The organism is Paenibacillus sp. sgz302164 (assembly GCF_056120505.1).
On sequence record NZ_JBVYOL010000002.1, the window covers coordinates 274,012 to 295,338 of the forward strand.

Here is a 21,327-nt window from a genome sequence, read left to right on the forward strand (position 1 = left end):
ATCACCTCCAGTAATAGGTATTATATTCGCTTTTGAAAAATATACTCGCGCTGAAAATTGGTAATTTCGACCAATCGAATCGTCCCGGCATCGCGCGTCCGACTTTGCTATAATAGAGGTTCAGGCAACGCATTCCTAATTTATGTGCGGAGGTAAGTCATGTTTGAAATTGTAACGGAACGCTGGTCGTTCGATAAGGATTTGCAAATCATTCATGCCGACGTCAAGCTGACCGTGCAGGATGATATTTTGGTCGAAGAGCCTCTGTGCGTCGATGTAGGGCTTCCCGCCATGCTCCATAGCGCGCTGCACGACACGCAGCCGAACCGGTTTGCTCCGGCGGATCAATGGCAGCGGATGCCGTTCTTCGTATGCGGCTGCGGCGATCCGGAGTGCCGGGGATTTTCGTTCAAGGTGCATCACCAAGACCATGAGCATATGGAGTTTACATATGTGGAAGAACGGCAGGACGGCCCGTACCGCGAGCTGGAAAGCTGCGTTCTCGACACGGCGGCATACAGGAAAGAAGTGCTGCGGATCGGGGAATCGTTCCTGCGGTTTATCGAAGGGCTGGATTACAGACCCTATTTTGCCGATACGGTTAAAGTGGTGTCCGAATTGGTCGGCCAATTACAAGAGAAAGTGCGGAGTGTGGAAGATGGCGCAAAGTAAATTTTATGTAGTCTGGGTCGGCCACAAGCCGGGCATATACCGAACATGGGCGGATTGCCAGGCGCAGACGAAAGGGTACCCTCAGGCGAAATTCAAGTCCTACGAATCGGAAGCGGAAGCACAAAAGGCTTATGAGCGGGGCTGGCAAAAGTCGCTGGATTTTTCGGGGAAAACGGGCGCTGCGAGCGGCTCGGGCTCATCGTCCGCCGGCGGGACGCCTCCCGAAGTGGAGTATGACAGCATTTCCGTCGATGTCGGCTGCTCCGGCAATCCCGGGGTTGTGGAGTACAAGGGCGTGGACACGCGCACGGGGGAGATCATTTTTTATCAGGGGCCGATTGCCAAAGGGACGAACAATCTGGGGGAGTTTTTGGCGATCGTGCATGGGCTTGCCTATTTGAAAAAGCAGGGGAGCAACAAGACGATCTACACGGACTCCGTCACTGCGCTCAGCTGGATACGCAAGAAGGAAGTGTCTACGAATTTGGTCAGAGACGCCTCGACGGAAGAAATTTGGAGCCTGGTGGACCGGGCTTTGAAGTGGCTGAAAACGAATACGTACACGAACAAAATCGTGAAATGGGACACGCGAAAGTGGGGAGAGATTAAAGCGGATTTCGGCAGAAAGTAGATTTGCTGAAAATTGGAGAAACGAATCGAAAAAAGGATTGACGCGGCAAGCGCTTAGATGCTATTATACGAATTAAATTCCTAGTAGAGAACTTGGTATATTAATCCGAGGGAATAAATGGGAATTCGATGTGCGTATTTGATTGGGGAGGGTAAACATGAGAAAGACAAGACTTTTCAGCTTTATCGTTATGATCGTATTAATAGGAAGTTTGCTTGCCGCTTGCGCAAAACCGCAAAGCAATGGCGCAGCATCGTCGCCGGCAGCAGGAAGCACTGCGGATACGGCCCAAGCGACTGCGGCGGCTGGACAAGCCGTTAATCTGTCCGGTAAAAAAGTGGCGCTTATTATGCAGTTCAATACCGGAACATTTTCCGCACAATATGTAGAAGGCGTTAAAGAGCAGGTTGAAAAGCTCGGCGGCAAAGTGACGGTATTCGCTTCCGACAACGATCTCGCCAAAATGGCTTCGAATCTGGATGCGGCTGTTAACCAAAAGTTTGACGGCATTCTGATCGACCACGGCAGCGCCGATGCGCTGGAAGCCGGAGTGAGGAAAGCGCTGGAGAAAAAAATTCCTGTTATCGCGTTCGATGCGATTTTGTCCGTACCGGGCGTGACTTCGCTGGAGCAAAACGACCAAAAAATGGCCGAGGCTACGCTTGAGCAGCTTGCAAAAGATACGGGCGGCAAAGGAAACATCGTGAAGGTGTGGGTTGCAGGTTTTGCTCCTATGGAGCGCCGTGATGTTGCTTACAAAGCTTTCCAGGACAAGTATAAAGACATTAAAGAAATTGCTTCATTCGGAACCGCCAAAGACCCGGCGTTGGATACGCAAGCACAAATGGAAGCCATCCTGAAAAAGTATCCGAACAAAGGCGACATTACGGCCGTATGGGCGGCATGGGACGAGTTCGCCAAAGGCGCAGCACGCGCTATTCAACAGGCGGGACGCACGGAAATTAAAGTATACGGCATCGACTTGAGCGACGAAGACCTGCAGTTGCTGCAGGATCCGCAAAGCCCTTGGATCGCATCGGCGGCCGTCGATCCGAAAGATATCGGACGGGTTCAAGTGCGCTACCTGTACCAAAAGCTGCATGGCGACCAAACGCCGGACAAAGTCGTACTGGATCCGGTGTACGTATCCAGAGATCAACTGCCTAAAGACAAGCAGGTATCCACTGCACAGCTTGGCGAGTTTGTCAAAGGCTGGGGCGGCAGTCAACAAGGTTACACGGATTGGTTGAAAGAAGCCGAAAAACAGGCGAAAAAATAAATAACGATGTTATGCTTAAGTCCCATCGGCTACTTGCGATGGGACTTTCAGATTGGTTACGGGGAGGGAGAGCATGTCAAAGAGTGGTGTAACTGCGCCTTTGCTGCGCATGCAGGGAATTTCCAAGACGTTCCCGGGCGTAAAGGCTTTACAGGACGTTCATTTCGAGCTGCACAGCGGGGAAATTCATGCTTTGCTCGGTGCCAACGGAGCGGGGAAAAGCACTTTGATGAAAATTTTGTCAGGCGCTTATTTCGCCGATGAGGGCAGCGTCATCGTTGACGGGAATCCTATTCAGATTCGAACGCCCAAAGACGCGATGTCGCAAGGGATTTACTGTGTCTACCAGGAGGTTGACACGGCTCTCGTGCCGGAGCTCAGCGTGACGGAGAACGTCATGATGGACAGATTGGTTTCAGGCGGAGCCTGGGTCGACTGGGGAAAGCTGAACCGGGAGGCGGAGGCGATTTTGGCGAAAATCGGCGCTGCGTTCCCGGTTCGCCGCAAGATCGAGGAGCTGAGCATTTCGCAGAAGCAGCTTGTGCTGATCGCCAGAGCGATCGCCCATAAAGCGAAGATCATCATCTTCGACGAGCCTACCGCGCCGCTGAGTCTGGAGGAATCGGAGCGCCTGTTCGCGATTATGCGCGGCTTGAAAGAGGAGGGAGTCGGTCTTATTTTTATCTCCCACCGCTTGAATGAGGTGTTCCATGTCTGCGACCGGATCACCGTCATGCGCGACGGCCGCCATGTGCTGACGCAGGCGGCCGCTGAAATGGACACCGCCGGAGTCATCGAGGCGATGCTGGGCAAAACCTTCACCGAGGAGTTTCCCAAAGCCGATGTGCCCATCGGCGAAACGCTCCTCGAGGTGAAGAACCTCAGCCGCGGTGCCAAAGTGCGCGGCGTCAGCTTTACGCTCCGCCGGGGGGAAATCCTCGGCGTCGTCGGCCTTGTCGGCGCAGGGAAAACCGAGCTGAGCCGCCTGCTCTTCGGCGCCGATCCTGCGGACGGCGGCGAGATCTGGCTTGGCGGGCGCAAGCTCAAGCTGCGCCAGCCGGAGGATGCCGTGCGTGCCGGCATCGTGCTCGTGCCAGAGGAGCGCCGCAAGCAGGGCGTCCTCGTGGAGGAGACGGTGAAGCGCAATCTGTCGCTTCCGATTCTGCGCAAGCTGAGCGCGCTCGGTTTTGTCAAGCGCCGCGAGGAGAATGCGCATGCGCAGTCGATGGTGGAGCAGCTTGGCGTGAACCCCCGCGATCCGAACCGGACTGTGAAGCACTTGAGCGGCGGCAACCAGCAAAAGGTGGCAGTCGGCAAGTGGCTGCCGACGCCTTCCGATGTGTACATGTTCGACGAGCCGACCAAAGGGGTCGACGTCGGAGCGAAAAGCGACATTTTCCGCCTGATCGGTTCGCTGGCTGAACAGGGGAAAGGCATTATTTACTTATCCTGCGAGTTAAATGAAATCGTTGGAATCGCCGATCGCATACTGGTTATGAGCTATGGGTCCGTGGTGAAGGAGCTTTCCCGGGCGGAGGCTTCGCAAGATTTGATACTAACTTATGCGAGCGCTGGGGAGGCAAAGTAAGATGAAGGAAAAAAGCTTGGAGTTTTCTTTTAAATACGGGGCGTTGCTGGTCATTGCACTTGTATTTGTCGTATTTTCGTTCATTAATGAAAACTTTATGACCTATGACAATATCGCGGATATTTTGCGCTCGATTTCCATCGTTACGTTCGTGGCGATCGGAGTCACTTTATCTCAAATCGTCGACGGCTTTGACTTATCCGTAGGCTCTACGGTTTCGCTTGCGACGGTCGTCTCGGCCGCACTGATGGTTTGGTACGAGCAGCCGCTCCTCGTCGTCATCGTCGTGCCCATCGTGATCGGGGCCGTCATCGGCCTGCTCAACGCATTTTTGATCGTCAAGGTGCGCATCCCGGATTTGCTGGCGACCCTTGCGGTCATGTACATCATCGGCGGCGTGCAAAAAACGTTCACTTCGGGATTCTCAATTTACAACAATATGAGATTTCAGGACGGCACCCAGGCAAAAGGGAAATTTTTGCCCGACTTCTTGTGGATCGGACAAGGCAAGCTGCTCGGCATTCCGGTTTCCGTCATTTTGATGATTATCGCCGTGCTTGCCGTGCATATATTTTTGACATACACCCGTTGGGGCAGACAGTTGTACATTACAGGAGGCAACCGCGAAGCGGCCAGGCTGTCGGGCATTTCCGTGAACAAAATCAGGCTGTTCGCCTACGTGCTCTCCGGCATTTTCGCCGCATGCGGCGGGCTTTTGTACGCTTCGCGGGTAGGTTCCGGGCAGATCGATGCCGGCGTTCCCGTGCTGATGGAGGCGGTCGCATCGGTATTTGTCGGCTATTCGGTGCTCGGGGCGGGGAAGCCGAACGTCATCGGCACGTTTTTCGGCGCCGTCCTGATCGGCGTGCTGCTCAACGGGCTCACGATGCTAAATGTGCCTTACTTTGGCTTTGACATCGTCAAGGGCGGGGTGCTCGTGTTTGCACTGGCGATCACTTATGTGCATTTGAACCGCCGCAAGGCATAGCAACACGCCCCAAAAGAACCCACTTGCCGGATCTTCGCAGACCGGTGTGGGTTCTTTGTGCTTGCTGCCTACTCGCAGGTAACTTTGATTTTGGCCTCTGTGGAAAAAGCGCTGATAGGGCTCGGCTGGGGCCAGGCATTTTCGACGGAAGCGGTCGGCTTGAAGGAAAAGCCTGCACAATTGCAGGAATGTTTCGTTATCAGGGTATTAACAAGCAAAAAACTACACTTTTCAGGCTGCCCGAGCAAGTTGCAATACTCTGTGAGGGCTAGGGGAACAAGTGTGGCTCAGCCGGTTTTTCTGGGCGCGATCCTCTCCCGGTGCAGGCCGTGGAACTGCACAACTGGGCAGGAAGCCGCTTGTTAGGGAGAAAACCTGCGAAAGTGCAGGTTTTTCCTCTCGAATTGGCTTGTTTTGGTGAAAAACCTGCAAAAGTGCAGGAATTTTCGCTGAAAGTGAGTATGAGTCTAAGTGTTAGGTGAAAAGCCTGCACTTTTGCAGGAATTGTTCGTGTACAGCGATCAAGGAAGCAAATTCATGTATTTTTGCAGGAATTCTTCGTGCGGTCAGGCAGATTGTGGCTAATCGGCCCTAGCGAGAGGTGTCGGCCCGGGCAAGAGGGTAATCAGCCCTAGCGTGAGGTATCGGCCCGGGCAAGAGGGTAAACAGCCCAGGCGTGAGGTATCGGCCCGGGCAAGAGGGTAATCAGCCCTAGCGAGAGGTGTCGGCCCGGACAAGAGGGTAATCGTCCCTAGCGAGAGGTGTCGGCCCGGGCAAGAGGGTAAATCGGCCCTAGCGTGAGGTATCGGCCCGGGCAAGAGGGTAATCAGCCCAGGCGTGAGGTATCGGCCCGGGCAGGAGGGTAATCAGCCCCGGCATGTGGCCTCCTTATCAACGGGCCTGGCCTGTTGCGATTGTGCAGGAATTCACGTGTGGTCGATCGACTGACCGCCGCCATGCAGCGCAACACCGCGCGCTAGAGCTGCGCGCGGTGCCGGCCAATGATGGGCCTGAGGTGGCCCGGAGGCTAATTTGTCGGAAAATCCAGCGCTTTTTAATTTACGCACGACGGGCGCGCAGTTTTTTGAATTGGTAGTAAAGCGTACATCCGATGCAGTAGCCGAGCAAAGCTGCGGTAGCCGCTAGTGCGACAAGCCCGGCAAAAATGCTGCCCCACACATTCAGGCCGGCCGCGAAAAACAGCAGGGAAAGCACCAGCAAAATGACGGCGATCGAATTATTGAACCGGAGCAGCTCTGGGGCTTCGGTTTCCGATTTGGCCGCGGCTGTCCGAAGCAAGGGTTTGGTCAACAGCACGAACAAATTGGCGCGCAGCCCGAAGAACAGGCCGACGGCTTCGATAATCAGCAGGGCGGCAATGAGCCAAGACTGCTGCCAAATCAGGGCAAGCACGATGAGCAGAACCATGGAGGCTTGATTGGCGCGGACGTATGGAAGAGGAACTTCTTTCAAAGAGATCACCTCTTTAATGTTGAATTTGATTAGGATTATTATAACATAAATCCGGCTAAAAACACATAAATCCGATGAAATTTGTAAGGATTTAAAAAATGACTTTGACGCGTGAAATGACTAAAGCGAGAAAAAAGAAGAAAAGTGTGATATGATAGATTCAATGTTTGCGAGATTTGCGAAATGAAATCCAGGAGGGTCAACGATGGCTAATCAAAAAATGCGAAGCGATATGATTAAAAAAGGATTCGACCGCGCTCCTCACCGCAGCTTGCTGCGCGCAGCCGGGGTTAAAGAGGAAGATTTCGGCAAACCGTTTATTGCGGTGTGCAACTCTTATATAGATATTATTCCGGGCCACGTCCACTTGCAAGAGTTCGGCAAGCTGGTCAAGGAAGCGATCCGCGAAGCGGGCGGCGTGCCTTTCGAGTTCAACACGATCGGCGTTGACGACGGCATCGCGATGGGACATATCGGCATGCGCTATTCCTTGCCGAGCCGCGAAATTATTGCGGACTCCCTGGAGACGGTCGTCAATGCGCACTGGTTCGACGGTCTGGTATGCATCCCGAACTGCGACAAAATTACGCCCGGCATGATCATGGGGGCGCTGCGCGTCAACATCCCGACGATTATGGTCAGCGGCGGGCCGATGAAAGCGGGTAAAGACAAGAACGGCAAATCGATTTCCCTGTCTTCCGTATTCGAAGGCGTAGGCGCTTACCAAGCGGGCAAAATCGACGAAAAAGGTTTGGAAGAGCTTGAGCAATATGGCTGTCCGACTTGCGGTTCCTGCTCCGGCATGTTCACCGCAAACTCGATGAACTGCCTGGCCGAAGGGCTCGGTCTTGCGATGCCGGGCAACGGCACGATTCTTGCCGTGGCCGAAGAGCGCAAGGAATTCGTGAAGCAATCGGCTCGCCAATTGATGGAATTGATCGAGAAAGACATCAAGCCGCGCGATATCGTAACGATCGAATCGATCGACAACGCTTTTGCTCTGGATATGGCGATGGGCGGTTCGACCAATACGGTTCTGCACACGCTCGCTATCGCACACGAAGCGGGTATCGAATACCCGATCGCCCGCATTAACGAAATCGCGGAACGCGTTCCGCATTTGGCGAAAATCGCTCCTGCTTCCGATTATCATATCGAGGACGTGCATTTGGCAGGCGGCGTGAGCGCGATCATCAACGAGTTGCTCAAAAAGCCGGGCGCTCTGGACGGCGAACGCATCACCGTTACGGCCAAAACGCTGCGCGAAAACGTAGCGGGCTGCGAGATTTTGAACAAAGACGTCATTCGTCCTTTGGATAATCCTCACAGCGAAAAAGGCGGCCTGGCCGTGCTGTTCGGCAACCTGGCGCCTGAAGGCAGTATCATCAAAGTCGGCGCAGTGGACAAATCCGTAGGCGGCCGCCACGTCGGACCGGCGATCTGCTTCGATTCCCAGGAGGAGGCGCTGCACGGCATCGCAAACGGCAAAGTCAAAGAAGGCCATGTCGTCGTAATCCGTTACGAAGGGCCGAAGGGCGGACCGGGCATGCCGGAAATGCTCGCTCCGACTTCCCAGATCGTGGGCATGGGCCTCGGTGCCAAAGTCGGTCTGATCACCGACGGACGCTTCTCCGGCGCTTCCCGCGGCATCAGCATCGGCCATATTTCGCCGGAAGCGGCTGAAGGCGGACCGCTTGCTTTCGTAGAAGACGGCGATATCATCGAGCTGGACATGAACAACCGCAAAATCGAGCTGCAAATCAGCGACGAGGAAATGGCGAAACGCCGTGCGAACTGGAAAGGCTTCGAGCCGAAAATCCAGTCCGGTTACTTGGCGCGTTACTCCAAGCTTGTCACTAACGCAAGCGCAGGCGGCGTGCTGAAAATTTAATCATCTACCGATAAAAAGCTTTGCATGTGAGCAGCGGTTTGCGCTGCTTGCGGGCGGAGCTTTTTCTTTTTTTGCATAGCTGTATTTGACGGAACCTACTGATGGCGCAAACAGCAGGGTGAAGGAAGCGGAGCTCGTCATTTTGGATATGATGCTGCCGGGGGTGGATGGTCTACCGTGGGACAGCGGCTGAAGAAGATATCGCCGGATACTCCGAATCTGATGCTGTCCGCCCGGGCCCCCGTCGATGACAAGCTGGATGGCCTGCAGTTTGGCGACGATTATTTGACGAAGCCGTTTCATCTGAAGGAGTGGCGGGTAGCTTTGTTTTGTTTTTCGCGTCGGGTCTGCTTCATTTTCAAAAGAAATCGGTGAACTGAATGTTCGTCCCGGTCCGGGTCCCGGTCATGGCCAAAATAACTGCTCGAACAGGTGCGAACCGGCCAATACGACCACTGTTACGATAAGGGCGAGCTGCAGCACGAACCGCGCTTTAAAGACGGAGAGCAGCATGAATGTGCTTTTTATATCGATCATGGGGCCGAAGACGAGAAATCCGAGCAGCGCGCCCGATGAAAACGTATCGTTGAAGGAGGAAGCCACGAAGGCGTCCGTCGTCGAGCAGAGCGAGAGCAGGTAGGCGAAGCCGATCATGAACATGTGCGAGGTCAAGGAATCTTGGCCCAGGGCGGCCAAGCTTTCTTTGGGAACGAGTACTTGAATGAGGGCGGTAATCAACGCTCCGAGCATTAAGTATTTGCTCATTTCGAGCAGTTCGGAATAAGCGTGGCTGAACATGACCGCAGCTCCGCCTCCTTGATGGGAGTGGCCGTGATCGCGATGGTCGTGGTTGTGAGCCGGTCCGCCGGGACAATCGTCGTGGTCTGCCGCTTTCGCGCCGCTTGCCTGTAAGGAATGGCGGAGCGGGTTATAAACGAGGAAGCGGGTCAGCAGCAGGCCGACGGCCAGGGCGACGACAAACGTCAGCCCCATGCGGGAGTAGGCCATCGCCGGTTCGCCGCGAAAAGCGATGTACGTGGATGCGAACGCGACCGGATTGAGAATAGGGCCGACGAGAATGAATACGACCGCTATGTAAACGGGCATGCCTTTTTTCATTAAGCGGCGGACGAACGGAATCATGCCGCATTCGCACAGCGGAAACAATACGCCCAGCAAGCAGGCGAAAAGGATGCCGCCGAGCGGGTGTCGCGGCGTCATGCGGCGGATGAACGATTCGGGAACGTAAGTTTCCACGATCGTTGACATGACGATGCCGAGCAGCATAAACGGGAGCGCATCGAGAAAAATGCCCATGAACGCGTGCGCCACCAGCTGCAATTTTCCGTCAAAAGCGATGATGCCTGGGAGTTTTTTGGTCGTCACGATTAAAAATGCAAGCAGCATGCAGATCGCGGCGGAAGCCGGAAGGCTCCACCGGTAAAAGGCCGTAGACAAGGCGCATTTCCCCTTTATGAGACGATTGGATATGCTTCTATTGTATGTGGGAGGAAAAGCGGATAGGACAACATGCGCGGTTGACATTACCCGGGGAGCGTGTATAATAATAGAAAATCAATGCGATGACAGGAACAAGTAAGCTTGACTTCAAGTTTCCCAGAGAGCCGGTGGTTGGTGCGAACCGGTGAAACCGGCAAGCCGAATGGATCCTTGAGCTTGACGCTGAACGCAGATGCGCGCTTTTCCGGAACCCGGGCCGGAATGCTGAATGTGCATCCGGCTAGTATGCTGAGCGGCCGCTCCCCGTTAACGGAGCCTGAAGGTCTTTTGGCGCACGTCTGGCGCGCACGAAGGCAAATTAGGGTGGTACCACGGTCTCCTCGTCCCTTGCGGCGGGAGGCCTTTTTGTTGTTGATCGATACAAGGAGGCGTTACGTTTATGAAAAGAGTATTGTCCGGCATTCAGCCGAGCGGACAGCTGACCATTGGCAATTACATTGGGGCGCTCCGCAATTTTACGAAATTACAGCATCAGCATCAATGCTTTTTTATGATTGTTGATTTGCACGCGATTACGGTTCCCCAGGAGCCGGCGGCGCTGAAGGAGCAGACGGAATCCGTCGCGGCGCTTTATTTGGCGGCGGGGATCGATCCGGCCAAAGCGGTGATTTTCCTGCAATCGCACGTTCACGCACATGCCGAGCTGGGATGGATGCTGACGACGCTGACATACATGGGCGAACTGGAGCGGATGACGCAGTTCAAAGACAAATCGGCGGGCAAGGAATCCGTCGGCGCCGGCTTGTTCACGTATCCTTCGCTGATGGCGGCTGACATCCTGCTGTACAATGCCGACCTGATCCCGGTAGGCGACGACCAGAAGCAGCATTTGGAGCTTACCCGCGATTTGGCGCACCGCTTCAACAATCGTTTCGGCGATTTTTTCACAATGCCGGAGCCTTATATGCCGGAGATCGGCGCAAGGGTCATGTCCCTGGACGATGCGTCGAAAAAAATGAGCAAGAGCAATCCGAACGCAGGCAGCTATATCGCGCTGCTGGATGAGCCGGACGTTATCCGCAAAAAGCTGAGCCGCGCGGTAACGGATTCCGGCCGCGAGGTGAAGTACGATCCGCAAAACAAGCCGGAGGTCAGCAATCTGCTCGGCATTTACTCGCATTTTGCCGACATGACCGTTGCGGAAATCGAAGCGAAATACGAGGGCCAGGGGTACGGCCCGTTCAAAAAGGATTTGGCCGAGCACCTGGTCGCCGTCCTGGAGCCGCTTCAACAGCGTTACCGCGAGATCCGCAGTTCGGGCGAAGTGTACGACGTGCTGAAAAAAGGCGCGCAGCACGCAGCGGAAGTCGCCGACGCAACTTTGTCGGAAGTGAAGAAACGAATGGGCTTCCTGGTGTTGTAAAAGAATCGAAAAAAGGAGCTTTGACCGCCGCATCGGCTGTCGGAGCTCCTTTTTTTTAACATGGGTCTGGGGGAAACAAAGTCTACCCCGTTGAACCGGTCATGCCTGTATTGTTCAGACTGTTGAAAACCTGCAAAAATACATGAATTTTTGCCCGCGATCCGCTAGCCACGAACAATTCCTGCAATTGTGCAGGCTTTTCAGCGGGGACATGGGCTCAGGTTCACTTTCAGCGAAAATTCCTGCACTTTTGCAGGCTTTTCGTCAAAATAAGCCAATTTAGGAGGAAAAACCTGCACTTTCGCAGGTTTTTCGGGCCCCTGGCCAATGGCGGAAAACGGCGGGACATGTACGGGAGGTATCTTGTATGCCGCCGTAAGGCTGCGGTGTGTGCAGCGGCTCAGGCCAACATGCTGAGATCGCCGGCCGCGGTTACTTTGTAATAAATTTGCTCGTATTGCTTGACGATGGCATCGGCGGAAAAGAAAGCGCGTGCACGCTGTATGCCTGCCAAAGAAAAATCGCTGTACAAGGCGGAGTCGGTCAGCAATTTGATGGCGTGCTCCGACATTTCAGCCGTGTGTCCGACTGGGGCGAGATAACCGTTGACGCCGTGCGTGACGACTTCCGGAATCCCACCCGTATTCGAGCCGATCGTAGGCACGCCGCCGGCCATCGCTTCCAGGGCGACCAGGCCGAAGCTCTCCTTTTCCGACGGCAGCAGCAGCAGATCGGCCAAACCGATCACTTCGGCGACATTGTTTTGCTTGCCGAGGTAGTGAACCCGGCTCGTAAGCTTCAGCTCTTTGACCCGGCTAACAGCTTTCGCCAGCTCGGGGCCTTCTCCGACAAAAACAAGGTGGGACGGCACCTTTTTATGTATGCCGGCGAAAATATCAATGACGTCGCTAATGCGCTTGACTGGCCGAAAATTGGACATATGCAGCAATATTTTTTCGTGCGGCTTGGCAAATTGGGCGCGAAGCTGCGGATTTGCCGGAGCAATGTAGTCCTGCGGGTCTACGAAGTTGTAGACGAGCTCGATCGGCTTTTCGATGGAAAGCACTTCGTACGTTTCGTTGATCAAGTCCTGGGACACCGCAGTGACGGCATCGCTCTGATGGATGGCCAGCCGGATCAAGTCCCGCAGCGACGGATCGTGGCCGAGTATCGTAATGTCCGTGCCGTGCAGCGTAGTCACAACTTTCAGATGGTCGCCGACCATTTGCTTGGCGAGATAAGCGCAGATGGCGTGAGGGACGGCATAATGCACGTGCAAAATGTCGAGCTTCTCCTGCTTGGCGACCTGCGCGAGCTTATTGGCCAGCGCCAGGTCGTAGGGCGGGTAGCGAAATACGTAGTAGTCGCTGACCTCGACTTCGTGGTAAAAAATATTAGTATGAAACTGGCCGAGCCTGAACGGCATCCGGTCGGTAATAAAATGAACTTCGTGTCCTTTTTCCGCCAGCATTTTGCCGAGCTCGGTAGCGACGACTCCGGAGCCGCCCAGCGTCGGATAACAAGAAATGCCGATTTTTAACATGAATTCACCACATTTCTTTACAAATTGTTAATTTTATTTCGATAATAAAATATTTTCATTTTGGTAATAAAGGTGATGAAAAAAAGTAGTATGGACAACTACTTTCTTTAGGTTGTTTTGCAGACTCTTGTGAGAAAAGTATAGCGTTCAAGTCAAGTCCGTGTCAACGGTTCTGGTCGTCTCTTTTGCGGAGCTTGGCTTTGACCGCGAATCCGTAACCGATAAAGCCGAGTGCGACGACTGTGCAAAGGAGAACGAGCCAAGGCTGCCTGAGTGTGATGAACAGGCTGATGGAGGCCAGCAGCAGCGTGCCTACGACTGCAAAAAGAAGTGCGAGCGGTTTGCTCATGATGTCACCTGCTTTCTTCGAATAGCGTACCCTTATTTTAAACTTTTTTCGGGCGCTGTGCATATAATTTAATTTCCTCCGCATACTATGATTGCAAGCTTGCAAATACATCAAAGATTATAGCTGACTGAAAGGAGTCTGATCCTAATGGGTACAGGACAATCTCGTAGCAGTAATGTGCTGGTAGTTCCGCAAGCCAATCAAGCTTTGGAGCAATTGAAGTATGAGGTTGCTCAAGAACTGGGCATCCAAATTCCTCAAGATGGTTACTATGGTTATATGGCTACTCGTGACACCGGCGCAATCGGTGGTCACATCACTCGTCGCTTGGTGCAAATCGCCGAGCAATCGCTCGCAGGACAATTCCGTTAATCGGAAGCTATCGTAACGATATTAGCTCAGGGGGAATCCTCTGGGCTTGTATTTATATCGGCTGAATAAATGGTACCACAATACAAAAACCATCGCGAATTTCGAAGTTCGCGGTGGTTTTTGATTGAGCGCCTCGTTATGCTTGGCTTTTCGTCAGGGGCGAGGCGGCTTACAGGTTTTGTTTCTTGTCGTCTCGTTGCAGTTCGCGCAAATAATCGTCCAAACGATCAAATCTTTCTTCCCAGATGCCGCGAAAAGTTTGCAGCCAGGCGTTCATCTCTTGCAGAGGCTGGGGCCGGAGCTTGTATATTCGCCGATTGGCAACCGGATTCACTTCGACGATTCCGCCTTCGGTGAGCACTTTCAAATGCTTGGAGACTTGAGGTTGTTTAAGTTGGAGCCGCTCGGCGATTTCGCCTACCGTTAAGGGGCCGTCGCGCAGCAGTTCCACGATATGCAAGCGGTTCGGTTCGGCAAGAACAGTTAATATGTTGTTCATATGCACGTTGTGAAGGGGACCAGGATGAGCTTTATATTTATCTGTCATCTGCAGCGGGCTGTTGCGGCGAAACTTGAACAGAGAAATGGAATTCGAGACCGGCCGCGTGAACAATCATAAAGCTGACCGTGTCCGACCTCCGGTGGGGGTTACATCCTGATTCATAAAATTCCCTTTCTCCTTTCCGGGTTGATGATGATCCGTATGTAAGGTTTCACAATTTATGTATATCATACAAGGAAGGAATATTCCTGTAAAGGAATGTTTGGAGCGGCACAAGTCATAACTACCGGTTTAGCCGATGGTTCCCATCAGACCATTTATAAGGGCCTGTTACAAGCAAGCATCTCTAAGGAGCACTAAAGGCTTGCCAACCGCGTGGTTGCCACGTTAACACGGGCAGGTGAAAGGTCCCTGAAAAGGGGTCTTTTACCTGCCCGTTTTCACCGCAAATTTCGAACAGATTTCCAACTCGGCAATTTGCCTGCCCCGCGCTTCGGCGGCCTGAGCGCTCGGAGCGAACGGGAGCGAGGCGCAATTGCCGACGACACTTCACAAGTAGCAGCGGTTGCTAGATCGGCTCGAATCTTCCTAAACCCCCAGTCGAACTAGGAGGTTTCGTATACAAAAAAGCTGCCAAAGGCAGCCTTTTTTCAATACAAATCGACGCGCAGCTTTTTCTCGAGGCGTGTGTCGTTCACCCAGCCGACGTAGGAGTCGAGCGTTTGGTAGTTGTGATCCATCAGCAGGACGGCGACGAAAGGATACTGCTTGCGGTGACGGTATCTGACGTCGGCCCATCTGACCTCGTAGCCCCAGCGGTGTTCCTTGATTTCCGCGCAGGCGTAGGTAGAAAAGTACAGCAGCGCCTTGATGTTCTCGTGGCTTTTGGAAGCTTCGATGGCGGGATGCGATTCAGGCTTGACGACGTCGACCCATTTCAATTTGAAATTGCGCAGCTCGCCGAGCTGGTAGCTGCCGTCGTTTCTCCGTTTTACCACATTCCATACGTACAGGTTGAACGTTGCGATCAACGTATATTTTTCGCCTGGCTGATATGTCGGATCTTTGCGGAAAAGCCCTTTTTCCAAAATGTAATGATCCAGAGACCGCCAGATGTAATAGATGGCAATAACTCCGTACAAAACCGGAAATATAAGCGTCGGGCTGGCCAAGTGGAATGTCCACATAAAAATCGCTACCAAATGGCTGGAGAAGATGATAGGGTCAAATATGTGTATAATATTCCAAGATACCCATTTTTCCGAAAAAGGCCTCAGCGCTTGCGTTCCGTAAGTATTAAACAAGTCTGTAAACACATGGAAACAGACGGCTATGCCGACCCACATACAGACGTGCAGCAAAGGGAGCGCCGGGAAACAGAGAGCCAAAACGCCGGTAATGAGCAGTGTCCAGAGCAGCAAGGCGGGCAGGGAGTGAGATCGGCCACGGTGATTGCGGATGTATGAAGCGTTTCCCCTGAAACGCAGCAGCCCGTCCACATCCGGGATTTGCGAGCCGACGACAGTGCCGATGAATACAGCGGTTGTCGCCGCATCGCTTGCCGCTACAACCGGATCAATTTGAGCCAGACCGGCAAGCCCTAAGCCGATAACAAGATGTGTGCCTGTGTCCAAAGGTAGGTACCTCCTAAGAACTTTCCATAGGAAAGTTGTCATCGTGAGCGAATGCTTGGTTCGTTCATAAGCGTCGCTCTATTTTAGTTTACCATTTTGGAGCAAAAAATAAATCAGAAGGAGAACCAAAAATGTGCAAAGTTTTTGTAGAATATGCTATAAAGGCGGAAGAACGCGAATCTTATCTTAACTATATGCGCGAGTGGGGCAAACGGGAAGGGCGGCTGGAGCTTCTGGAGGGCACGGATCAGCCGGGGCTGTTCGTGGAAATTTGGAACGGCGTGGAGTACGGGGAGTATCGGGAGCTCAAACGGCAGCGCACGGATAAGGCGGAGCCTGGAGCGGGGGAAGCGGATTGGGAGCGATGGCTGGAGGGCGGACTCCGCAAGCTGCACATGTGGCATTTCACGCCGGCGGAGAAATAAAAAAGCCGCGGTCGCAGGAGGAACGCACGGCTTTCATGTATGAGGGATTTATCTTCCGATCGCTCTGGTGGCGCCGGTGTACGGATAGTAGTACTGCAGCTCTTCTTCAAAGGTGATGTAATCCAGATTGACCATGAGCAGCAAGTACCGCATGCCTGTAGAGGGGTCGCTGATAATAATGTGGTCGCGGCCCGCCGCTTCGAGCCGGCCTCTGAAAATTTTGGCGTTCCATTCGGAGTTGTTTTCATAAGTCATGTACAGAGTCGCCATTTTGCCGAGATTCAGGCGAAGAATATTTTCGATGAAGGATTGTTCCAAAGGCAGCGCGCCGGGAACGTTGCCTCCGGGCTGCGCGGCTCCTCCGACATACGTCGAGGGACCGGGCATAGAGGCGGCGGTCGGAGCGGCTGCGGGCGTCGGATAAGCCGGATGGCTGTAGCCGTAAGGAGCCTGCATTCCTGCCTTGAAAGAGTTATTTAACATGTTCGTGATTCCTCCTAGTTTTCGCCAGAAGCACTGGCATCGGATGCATTGGCTTTTCCCCGGCAAAAGCCGCTGAGCCAATTTTCATAATTATCATATGTGCGAATGCCTATTTGGTGACTGTTTCGGAAAATAAAAAAAGCCCCTCGCGGAGCTGAAGTTTCGTCAGTATCGGTCAATGCAGGGTGTCGAACAAAAATTTGTAGCCGACTCCCCACACGGTTTTAATGTATCTCGGTTCTTTCGGGTCGGGCTCGATCTTTTTGCGGAGATTGGCGATGTGCACGTCGATGGCGCGTTCGGTAACGTAGGAATCGAATCCGCGCACGCGGTTAAGCAGCTCTTCCCTGCTGTATACCCGGCCCTGATTTTGCCAAAATAAAGTCATGATTTCAAATTCCGAGAATGTCGTCTCGACAACGCGATCGTTAACGAACAGACAGCGCTTCTCCAAATCCAGGCGAAGAGCTTGTCCTGTCGCAATGGCGGAAGGCGCAGCGGGGGACTGGAGCGACTGCGAACGTCTCAACAGGGCCAGTATTCGTGCGGACAGTTCCCGCATGCTGAACGGTTTGCATAAATAATCGTCGGCGCCGGTTTGCAGGCCGCGGATACGGTCCGTGATTTCGCTCTTGGCGGATAGCATCAAAATCGGCAGCGTGGAAAACTTTCGAAAAAAAGCGCATAATTGGATGCCGTCGACATCCGGAAGCATAATATCGAGCACGATCATATCCGGGGCGAAGCTGCGGAAAAGCTGCTCGGCTTGCCGGCCGTTTTCCGCGCGCCGGACCTCATGGCCCTCTTCCCCCAAATACATGGTGATCATTTCCCCGATACTCAGATCGTCTTCAACAATTAAAATTTTTGACATAAACGTATCCCTCCTTTCCGATCAAAAGGTTCGGTGATCGATATGCCGGCGCAAATTCGACCCTGAAAAGCTGTCCATTTAACTATACTGCATCCATTTTATGCCGTCCAGCCGCAAACAAGCGGTGAGCTTGCTGCAAAAAAAGAAGCCGGTATGCATCTGAACCTGGGTAAGAGGTCAGATCATCCGGCTTCTTCTGTTGGGAGGATCGGCGATTTGCCGTTCATACGGTCAAATGTTTCCTTACCTGGTCTTCGCTTAAGTCCTCGGCGCTTCCTTCCGCGACGATCGTTCCCCGGTCAAGCACATAATAGTGATCGGCGATGCTCGTCGCAAATTCAAGGCTTTGCTCAACGAGCAGCACGGCGATTTTCCGGTTTTTTTTGATGGACGCGATGATCGCCTCGATCTCCATCACAATCGACGGCTGGATGCCCTCCATCGGCTCATCGAGCAGCAGCAGCTTCGGCGACGACGCCAGCGCTCTGGCGATAGCGAGCTGCTGCTGCTGTCCGCCGCTAAGGTCGCCCCCTTTGCGGCTAAGCATGCCGCGCAGCGCGGGAAACGTCTCGAAGAGCGACTCGGGCAGCTTCTTGCGGCCGTCCGCCGCGGCTTCGAGACCGAGCAGCAAATTTTCCGCGACCGTCAGCTGGGGGAAAATGTCCCGTCCCTGCGGCACGTAGCCGATCCCGGTTTTCGCCCGGCGGTCGGGCGGATCGGCCGTTATGTCCCGATTCCCGTAGCGGATCGCGCCTGAACGGGGACGGACGAGCCCCATGATGCTTTTCATCAGCGTGGACTTGCCAACCCCGTTGCGTCCCATGAGGCAGACGATCTGCCCGGGCCGGACGGCCATATGGACGCGGCGGATGACCATGCTGTCCCCGTATCCGGCTTCGATGTTTTCCAGGCTAAGCATCGCGCTCGACTCTCCTTCCGAGATACACTTCCGCCACCTTGTCGTCAGCCTGAATTTCCTGCATCGTGCCTTCGCGAAGCAGCGTTCCTTCATGGAGTACGGTGACGGTTTTGGCAAACCGGCGGACGAACTCCATGTCGTGCTCGACGACGATAATCGTCTGGCTGCTGCTGATTTCGTGCAGCAGCTCGCCTGTTTTCTCCGTCTCGCTGTCCGTCATCCCGGCCGCTGGCTCATCGAGCAGCAGCAGGTCCGGCTCCTGCATGAGCAGCATGCCGATCTCCAGCCATTGCTTTTCGCCGTGCGACAGCGAGCCGGCTTTTTCCTTGGCCTTGTTTTGCAGGCCGATCATGCCCAGCCTGTGCAGCAGGCGGTCGCGCTGCTCGCTCGTCGTTTTGGCCCACAGCGCGCTGAGCAGGCCGCGCTGCTGCTTCATCGAAAGCGCGAGATTTTCGAAAACGGTCAATGTCGTGAATACCGACGGAGCCTGAAATTTGCGGCCGATGCCGAGCCGGGCGATCTGATGCTCCTGGTATTTGGAAAGATCGGTCGCGCCTTTGAATACGATTTGGCCGCGGGATGGCTTTACTTTCCCGCAGATGACATCCAGCAGCGTTGTTTTGCCGGCTCCGTTCGGGCCGATCAAAAAGCGCAGCTCTCCGGCCTGCAGGGAGAAATTCAGATTGCGAAGCGCCTTGAATCCGTCAAAACTCACTTCAAGCTGTTCCACGCGCAAAATTTCCCTGTCGGGAATCGGGGATTGCGCGGCTAGCTGTCCAGGCATTGGAAACTCCTCCTTTTCAAATTTGCATATTTTCAGCCGGCTTCTTGCGAAGATACGGGTTTTGGAAGCAAGCTTTTTTTCCAATTCGACATGTAGTGGGCGATGGTGCCTACGATTCCTTTCGGCAGGAACAGGACGGCGATGATGAACATGGCGCCCAGCATAATCGGCCACCATTCCGGGTAGGCTTCGCTGAACGTTGTTTTCGCCGAGTTGGTCACGATCGCGCCGAGCACGGCTCCGCCGATGGTGGAGCGCCCGCCGATGGCGACCCACAGCACCATTTCAATGGACGGGACAATGCCCATCTGCGCCGGGGAGATGATGCCCTCCTGCAAAACGAAGAGCACGCCGGCAAGACCGGCAAGACCCGCGGACAAGCAGTAAATGAACACTTTATACACGACCGGATTGTAGCCGATGAAGCGGACCCGGTTTTCCCCGTCGCGGATGGCGGTGAGTATGCTGCCGAGGCGGCTGGATACGAGGAAGCTGCACAGTACGAGCACAAGCAGCAGTACGGCCAGGGTGATGTAAAACAACAGCAGCTTGGTGGAAGGCGAACGCAAATTCAGACCGAGGAAAGATTCGAAATTCGTGAGTCCGTTCGTTCCTCCGGTATAGCCCTGCTGACCGACGAACAGGGTCACGGCGATAATGACCAGCGCTTGCGACAAAATGGAGAAAAAAGCGCCTTTAATCCGGTTGCGGAACGTAAAGTAGCCGAGAATGAAGGCGACGGCCATCGGCACGAGCAGCGCCATCAGGAAAGCGAAGCCGGGGTTATGAAAAGGAACCCAGAACCAGGGAAGCTCGTCGACGCCGCTCCATGACATGAAGTCAGGCAGCTGCCCGGGGCTCGACGCCAGCTTGAGGTGCATCGCCATGCAGTAGGCGCCGAGCCCGAAGTATACGCCGTGTCCGAGGCTGAGAATGCCCGTATACCCCCAGATGAGATCGATGCCCATCGCGATTATCGCATAGGCGAGAAATTTGCCGAGCAGCGACAGGCGGAATTCGGAAAGAAAAAGCGGCGCGAGAGCGATCAAAAACAAACACGCGGCATACGCGATAAATTTCACTTTGGCGGTTCCGGAAGCCGTCATGGGCGGTTGCCACTTCCTTTCTTCAATCTAGAGATCTGGAGCGGATCGTTACTAGCCCCATCGGCTTCCATTGCAGGAAAGCAATGATGAGCGTAAACACGAGCACCTTGCCCAAAGTCGCGCTGGTCGTGTACTCCAGTGCCGTGCCCAGCACGCCGATGCCCAGAGCGCTGGAGACGGTGCCGACCAGCTTGCCGATGCCGCCGAGCACGACGACCATGAAGGCGTCGACGATGTAGTAGGTACCGATCGTCGGGCCGATCGGTCCGAGCAGCGACAAGGCGCACCCGGCGATTCCCGCCATGGCCGAGCCGAACGCGAACGATTGGGCGTCGACCCTGCGGGTGGAGATGCCTAGGCAGGCCGCCATCTCGCGGTTTTGCATGACGGCTCTCATCCGTCTGCCTCCGGCGGAGCGGTACAAATACAAGTAGATGGCAAGTATGCAAAAGGCGACCAAAGCGATGATAAACAGCCTTTTGTACGGAAGGATGAGATCGGCCGTAACATGCAGGCCTCCTTCCAGCCAGCCCGGAGCTTTGACGGCCACGTTCGGCGCTCCGAACAGCGTGCGGGCGAGCTGCTGCAGCACGAGGCTGACGCCCCAGGTGGCGAGCAGACTGTCCAGCGGCCTTCCGTACAGGAAGCGGATGAGAAGCGCTTCGAGCAGCCAGCCGATGGCGAAGGCGATAATAAAGGCGGCGACCAGCGATACGACGAAGTACCAGCCGAACGCGGAAGCGGGAAGCCAGCGCTGAAAACATTGCTGGACGAGGTACGCCATATAGGCGCCGATCATAATAAATTCGCCGTGCGCCATATTCATCACGTTCATCAATCCGAACGTAATCGCAAGACCGACCGCGATCAGCAGCAGAATCGAGCTGAGACTAAGGCCGTTAAACAATTGCAGCAGCAGCAGACTCATGA

22 protein-coding genes and 1 other annotated feature are annotated in these 21,327 nt (G+C 54.2%); of the genes, 10 read left to right on the top strand and 12 right to left on the bottom strand.

Annotation, left to right across the window (positions count from 1 at the left end; all coding sequences use genetic code 11):
* Nucleotides 1–159: 159 nt before the first annotated feature.
* The 5 genes from AC0LWT_RS04650 (at nucleotide 160) to AC0LWT_RS04670 (ending at nucleotide 5,158) form a co-directional block, all read left to right on the top strand.
* Entirely contained in the window at nucleotides 160–672 is a 513-nt protein-coding gene (locus AC0LWT_RS04650; protein WP_474680043.1) for a hypothetical protein, read from the top strand.
* The gene (gene rnhA / locus AC0LWT_RS04655; protein ID WP_474680044.1) at nucleotides 659–1,303 is read left to right on the top strand and encodes a ribonuclease H; all 645 of its coding nucleotides are present in this window, start codon (nucleotides 659–661) and stop codon (nucleotides 1,301–1,303) included. Before AC0LWT_RS04650 ends, rnhA begins: the two co-directional genes overlap by 14 nt.
* A gap of 157 nt (nucleotides 1,304–1,460) precedes the next feature.
* Nucleotides 1,461–2,582, top strand: a complete 1,122-nt coding sequence (locus AC0LWT_RS04660) for a sugar ABC transporter substrate-binding protein (protein ID WP_474680045.1) — start codon at nucleotides 1,461–1,463, stop codon at nucleotides 2,580–2,582.
* Between the two features lie 73 nt (nucleotides 2,583–2,655).
* Complete coding sequence (locus AC0LWT_RS04665; protein WP_474680046.1) at nucleotides 2,656–4,170, top strand: sugar ABC transporter ATP-binding protein; 1,515 nt, start codon at nucleotides 2,656–2,658, stop codon at nucleotides 4,168–4,170.
* Between the two features lies 1 nt (nucleotide 4,171).
* Nucleotides 4,172–5,158 carry an ABC transporter permease gene (locus AC0LWT_RS04670; RefSeq protein WP_474680047.1) on the top strand — a complete coding sequence of 329 codons (987 nt, stop codon included), beginning with the start codon at nucleotides 4,172–4,174 and terminating at the stop codon, nucleotides 5,156–5,158.
* A 1,059-nt stretch (nucleotides 5,159–6,217) separates the two neighbouring features.
* Here the strand turns inward: AC0LWT_RS04670 and AC0LWT_RS04675 are convergent.
* The gene (locus tag AC0LWT_RS04675; RefSeq protein WP_474680048.1) at nucleotides 6,218–6,640 is read right to left on the bottom strand and encodes a DUF4395 domain-containing protein; all 423 of its coding nucleotides are present in this window, start codon (nucleotides 6,638–6,640) and stop codon (nucleotides 6,218–6,220) included.
* A 196-nt stretch (nucleotides 6,641–6,836) separates the two neighbouring features.
* On the opposite strand from AC0LWT_RS04675, the gene ilvD reads away from it, so the two are divergent.
* Both ilvD and AC0LWT_RS04685 read left to right on the top strand, forming a co-directional pair.
* Nucleotides 6,837–8,522, top strand: coding sequence for a dihydroxy-acid dehydratase (gene ilvD, locus AC0LWT_RS04680; RefSeq protein WP_474680049.1), 1,686 nt, complete (start codon nucleotides 6,837–6,839; stop codon nucleotides 8,520–8,522).
* A 177-nt stretch (nucleotides 8,523–8,699) separates the two neighbouring features.
* On the top strand, nucleotides 8,700–8,897 hold the full coding sequence (locus AC0LWT_RS04685; protein ID WP_474680050.1) for a response regulator: 198 nt from the start codon (nucleotides 8,700–8,702) through the stop codon (nucleotides 8,895–8,897).
* Between the two features lie 30 nt (nucleotides 8,898–8,927).
* Here the strand turns inward: AC0LWT_RS04685 and AC0LWT_RS04690 are convergent, their stop codons facing one another.
* Nucleotides 8,928–9,980, bottom strand: a complete 1,053-nt coding sequence (locus AC0LWT_RS04690) for a permease (protein ID WP_474680051.1) — start codon at nucleotides 9,978–9,980, stop codon at nucleotides 8,928–8,930.
* Between the two features lie 116 nt (nucleotides 9,981–10,096).
* Nucleotides 10,097–10,374 (top strand) — a binding site (T-box leader).
* Nucleotides 10,375–10,422: 48 nt separating this feature from the next.
* On the opposite strand from AC0LWT_RS04690, the gene trpS reads away from it, so the two are divergent.
* Nucleotides 10,423–11,406 (top strand): tryptophan--tRNA ligase, encoded by a 984-nt coding sequence (gene trpS / locus AC0LWT_RS04695; protein WP_474680052.1) that lies wholly within the window; start codon nucleotides 10,423–10,425, stop codon nucleotides 11,404–11,406.
* A gap of 400 nt (nucleotides 11,407–11,806) precedes the next feature.
* Here trpS and bshA read toward each other — a convergent pair whose 3' ends face one another.
* Nucleotides 11,807–12,949 carry an N-acetyl-alpha-D-glucosaminyl L-malate synthase BshA gene (bshA, locus tag AC0LWT_RS04700; RefSeq protein WP_474680053.1) on the bottom strand — a complete coding sequence of 381 codons (1,143 nt, stop codon included), beginning with the start codon at nucleotides 12,947–12,949 and terminating at the stop codon, nucleotides 11,807–11,809.
* Between the two features lie 163 nt (nucleotides 12,950–13,112).
* Nucleotides 13,113–13,298, bottom strand: coding sequence for a DUF5325 family protein (locus AC0LWT_RS04705; RefSeq protein WP_474680054.1), 186 nt, complete (start codon nucleotides 13,296–13,298; stop codon nucleotides 13,113–13,115).
* A 147-nt stretch (nucleotides 13,299–13,445) separates the two neighbouring features.
* On the opposite strand from AC0LWT_RS04705, the gene AC0LWT_RS04710 reads away from it, so the two are divergent.
* A complete protein-coding gene (locus AC0LWT_RS04710) occupies nucleotides 13,446–13,670 on the top strand; it encodes an alpha/beta-type small acid-soluble spore protein (protein WP_474680055.1) in 225 nt (74 codons plus the stop codon).
* Between the two features lie 169 nt (nucleotides 13,671–13,839).
* Here the strand turns inward: AC0LWT_RS04710 and AC0LWT_RS04715 are convergent, their stop codons facing one another.
* The gene (locus AC0LWT_RS04715) at nucleotides 13,840–14,217 is read right to left on the bottom strand and encodes an ArsR/SmtB family transcription factor (RefSeq protein WP_474680056.1); all 378 of its coding nucleotides are present in this window, start codon (nucleotides 14,215–14,217) and stop codon (nucleotides 13,840–13,842) included.
* A gap of 605 nt (nucleotides 14,218–14,822) precedes the next feature.
* Nucleotides 14,823–15,806 (bottom strand): metal-dependent hydrolase, encoded by a 984-nt coding sequence (locus AC0LWT_RS04720; protein WP_474680057.1) that lies wholly within the window; start codon nucleotides 15,804–15,806, stop codon nucleotides 14,823–14,825.
* A 131-nt stretch (nucleotides 15,807–15,937) separates the two neighbouring features.
* Here AC0LWT_RS04720 and AC0LWT_RS04725 point away from each other — a divergent pair, with 131 nt between their 5' ends.
* Complete coding sequence (locus AC0LWT_RS04725) at nucleotides 15,938–16,231, top strand: hypothetical protein (protein ID WP_474680058.1); 294 nt, start codon at nucleotides 15,938–15,940, stop codon at nucleotides 16,229–16,231.
* 48 nt (nucleotides 16,232–16,279) lie between these two features.
* Here AC0LWT_RS04725 and gerQ read toward each other — a convergent pair whose 3' ends face one another.
* The 6 genes from gerQ to urtB all read right to left on the bottom strand — a co-directional run bounded on the left by gerQ (nucleotide 16,280) and on the right by urtB (nucleotide 21,325).
* On the bottom strand, nucleotides 16,280–16,714 hold the full coding sequence (gene gerQ / locus AC0LWT_RS04730) for a spore coat protein GerQ (RefSeq protein WP_474680059.1): 435 nt from the start codon (nucleotides 16,712–16,714) through the stop codon (nucleotides 16,280–16,282).
* 175 nt (nucleotides 16,715–16,889) lie between these two features.
* Nucleotides 16,890–17,588 carry a response regulator transcription factor gene (locus AC0LWT_RS04735; protein WP_474680060.1) on the bottom strand — a complete coding sequence of 233 codons (699 nt, stop codon included), beginning with the start codon at nucleotides 17,586–17,588 and terminating at the stop codon, nucleotides 16,890–16,892.
* A 223-nt stretch (nucleotides 17,589–17,811) separates the two neighbouring features.
* Nucleotides 17,812–18,507 carry an urea ABC transporter ATP-binding subunit UrtE gene (gene urtE, locus AC0LWT_RS04740; protein WP_474680061.1) on the bottom strand — a complete coding sequence of 232 codons (696 nt, stop codon included), beginning with the start codon at nucleotides 18,505–18,507 and terminating at the stop codon, nucleotides 17,812–17,814.
* Nucleotides 18,500–19,291, bottom strand: coding sequence for an urea ABC transporter ATP-binding protein UrtD (gene urtD / locus AC0LWT_RS04745; RefSeq protein ID WP_474680062.1), 792 nt, complete (start codon nucleotides 19,289–19,291; stop codon nucleotides 18,500–18,502). The genes urtE and urtD overlap by 8 nt, the downstream gene beginning before the upstream one ends.
* Nucleotides 19,292–19,323: 32 nt before the next feature.
* Entirely contained in the window at nucleotides 19,324–20,397 is a 1,074-nt protein-coding gene (gene urtC, locus AC0LWT_RS04750) for an urea ABC transporter permease subunit UrtC (RefSeq protein WP_474680063.1), read from the bottom strand.
* Between the two features lie 22 nt (nucleotides 20,398–20,419).
* A complete protein-coding gene (gene urtB / locus AC0LWT_RS04755; protein ID WP_474680064.1) occupies nucleotides 20,420–21,325 on the bottom strand; it encodes an urea ABC transporter permease subunit UrtB in 906 nt (301 codons plus the stop codon).
* Between the last annotated feature and the right edge of the window lie 2 nt (nucleotides 21,326–21,327).

Bases quoted from the DNA above. Each gene is read 5' to 3' on its own strand.
- AC0LWT_RS04715 (WP_474680056.1), bottom strand. From the start codon at position 14,217: ATGACAGATAAATATAAAGCTCATCCTGGTCCCCTTCACAACGTGCAT.
- trpS (WP_474680052.1), top strand. From the start codon at position 10,423: ATGAAAAGAGTATTGTCCGGCATTCAGCCGAGCGGACAGCTGACCATT.
- AC0LWT_RS04705 (WP_474680054.1), bottom strand. From the start codon at position 13,298: ATGAGCAAACCGCTCGCACTTCTTTTTGCAGTCGTAGGCACGCTGCTG.
- AC0LWT_RS04660 (WP_474680045.1), top strand. From the start codon at position 1,461: ATGAGAAAGACAAGACTTTTCAGCTTTATCGTTATGATCGTATTAATA.
- rnhA (WP_474680044.1), top strand. From the start codon at position 659: ATGGCGCAAAGTAAATTTTATGTAGTCTGGGTCGGCCACAAGCCGGGC.
- urtC (WP_474680063.1), bottom strand. From the start codon at position 20,397: ATGACGGCTTCCGGAACCGCCAAAGTGAAATTTATCGCGTATGCCGCG.
- urtE (WP_474680061.1), bottom strand. From the start codon at position 18,507: ATGCTTAGCCTGGAAAACATCGAAGCCGGATACGGGGACAGCATGGTC.
- AC0LWT_RS04650 (WP_474680043.1), top strand. From the start codon at position 160: ATGTTTGAAATTGTAACGGAACGCTGGTCGTTCGATAAGGATTTGCAA.
- AC0LWT_RS04665 (WP_474680046.1), top strand. From the start codon at position 2,656: ATGTCAAAGAGTGGTGTAACTGCGCCTTTGCTGCGCATGCAGGGAATT.
- AC0LWT_RS04670 (WP_474680047.1), top strand. From the start codon at position 4,172: ATGAAGGAAAAAAGCTTGGAGTTTTCTTTTAAATACGGGGCGTTGCTG.
- AC0LWT_RS04735 (WP_474680060.1), bottom strand. From the start codon at position 17,588: ATGTCAAAAATTTTAATTGTTGAAGACGATCTGAGTATCGGGGAAATG.
- urtB (WP_474680064.1), bottom strand. From the start codon at position 21,325: ATGAGTCTGCTGCTGCTGCAATTGTTTAACGGCCTTAGTCTCAGCTCG.
- AC0LWT_RS04710 (WP_474680055.1), top strand. From the start codon at position 13,446: ATGGGTACAGGACAATCTCGTAGCAGTAATGTGCTGGTAGTTCCGCAA.
- urtD (WP_474680062.1), bottom strand. From the start codon at position 19,291: ATGCCTGGACAGCTAGCCGCGCAATCCCCGATTCCCGACAGGGAAATT.
- AC0LWT_RS04725 (WP_474680058.1), top strand. From the start codon at position 15,938: ATGTGCAAAGTTTTTGTAGAATATGCTATAAAGGCGGAAGAACGCGAA.
- bshA (WP_474680053.1), bottom strand. From the start codon at position 12,949: ATGTTAAAAATCGGCATTTCTTGTTATCCGACGCTGGGCGGCTCCGGA.
- ilvD (WP_474680049.1), top strand. From the start codon at position 6,837: ATGGCTAATCAAAAAATGCGAAGCGATATGATTAAAAAAGGATTCGAC.
- gerQ (WP_474680059.1), bottom strand. From the start codon at position 16,714: ATGTTAAATAACTCTTTCAAGGCAGGAATGCAGGCTCCTTACGGCTAC.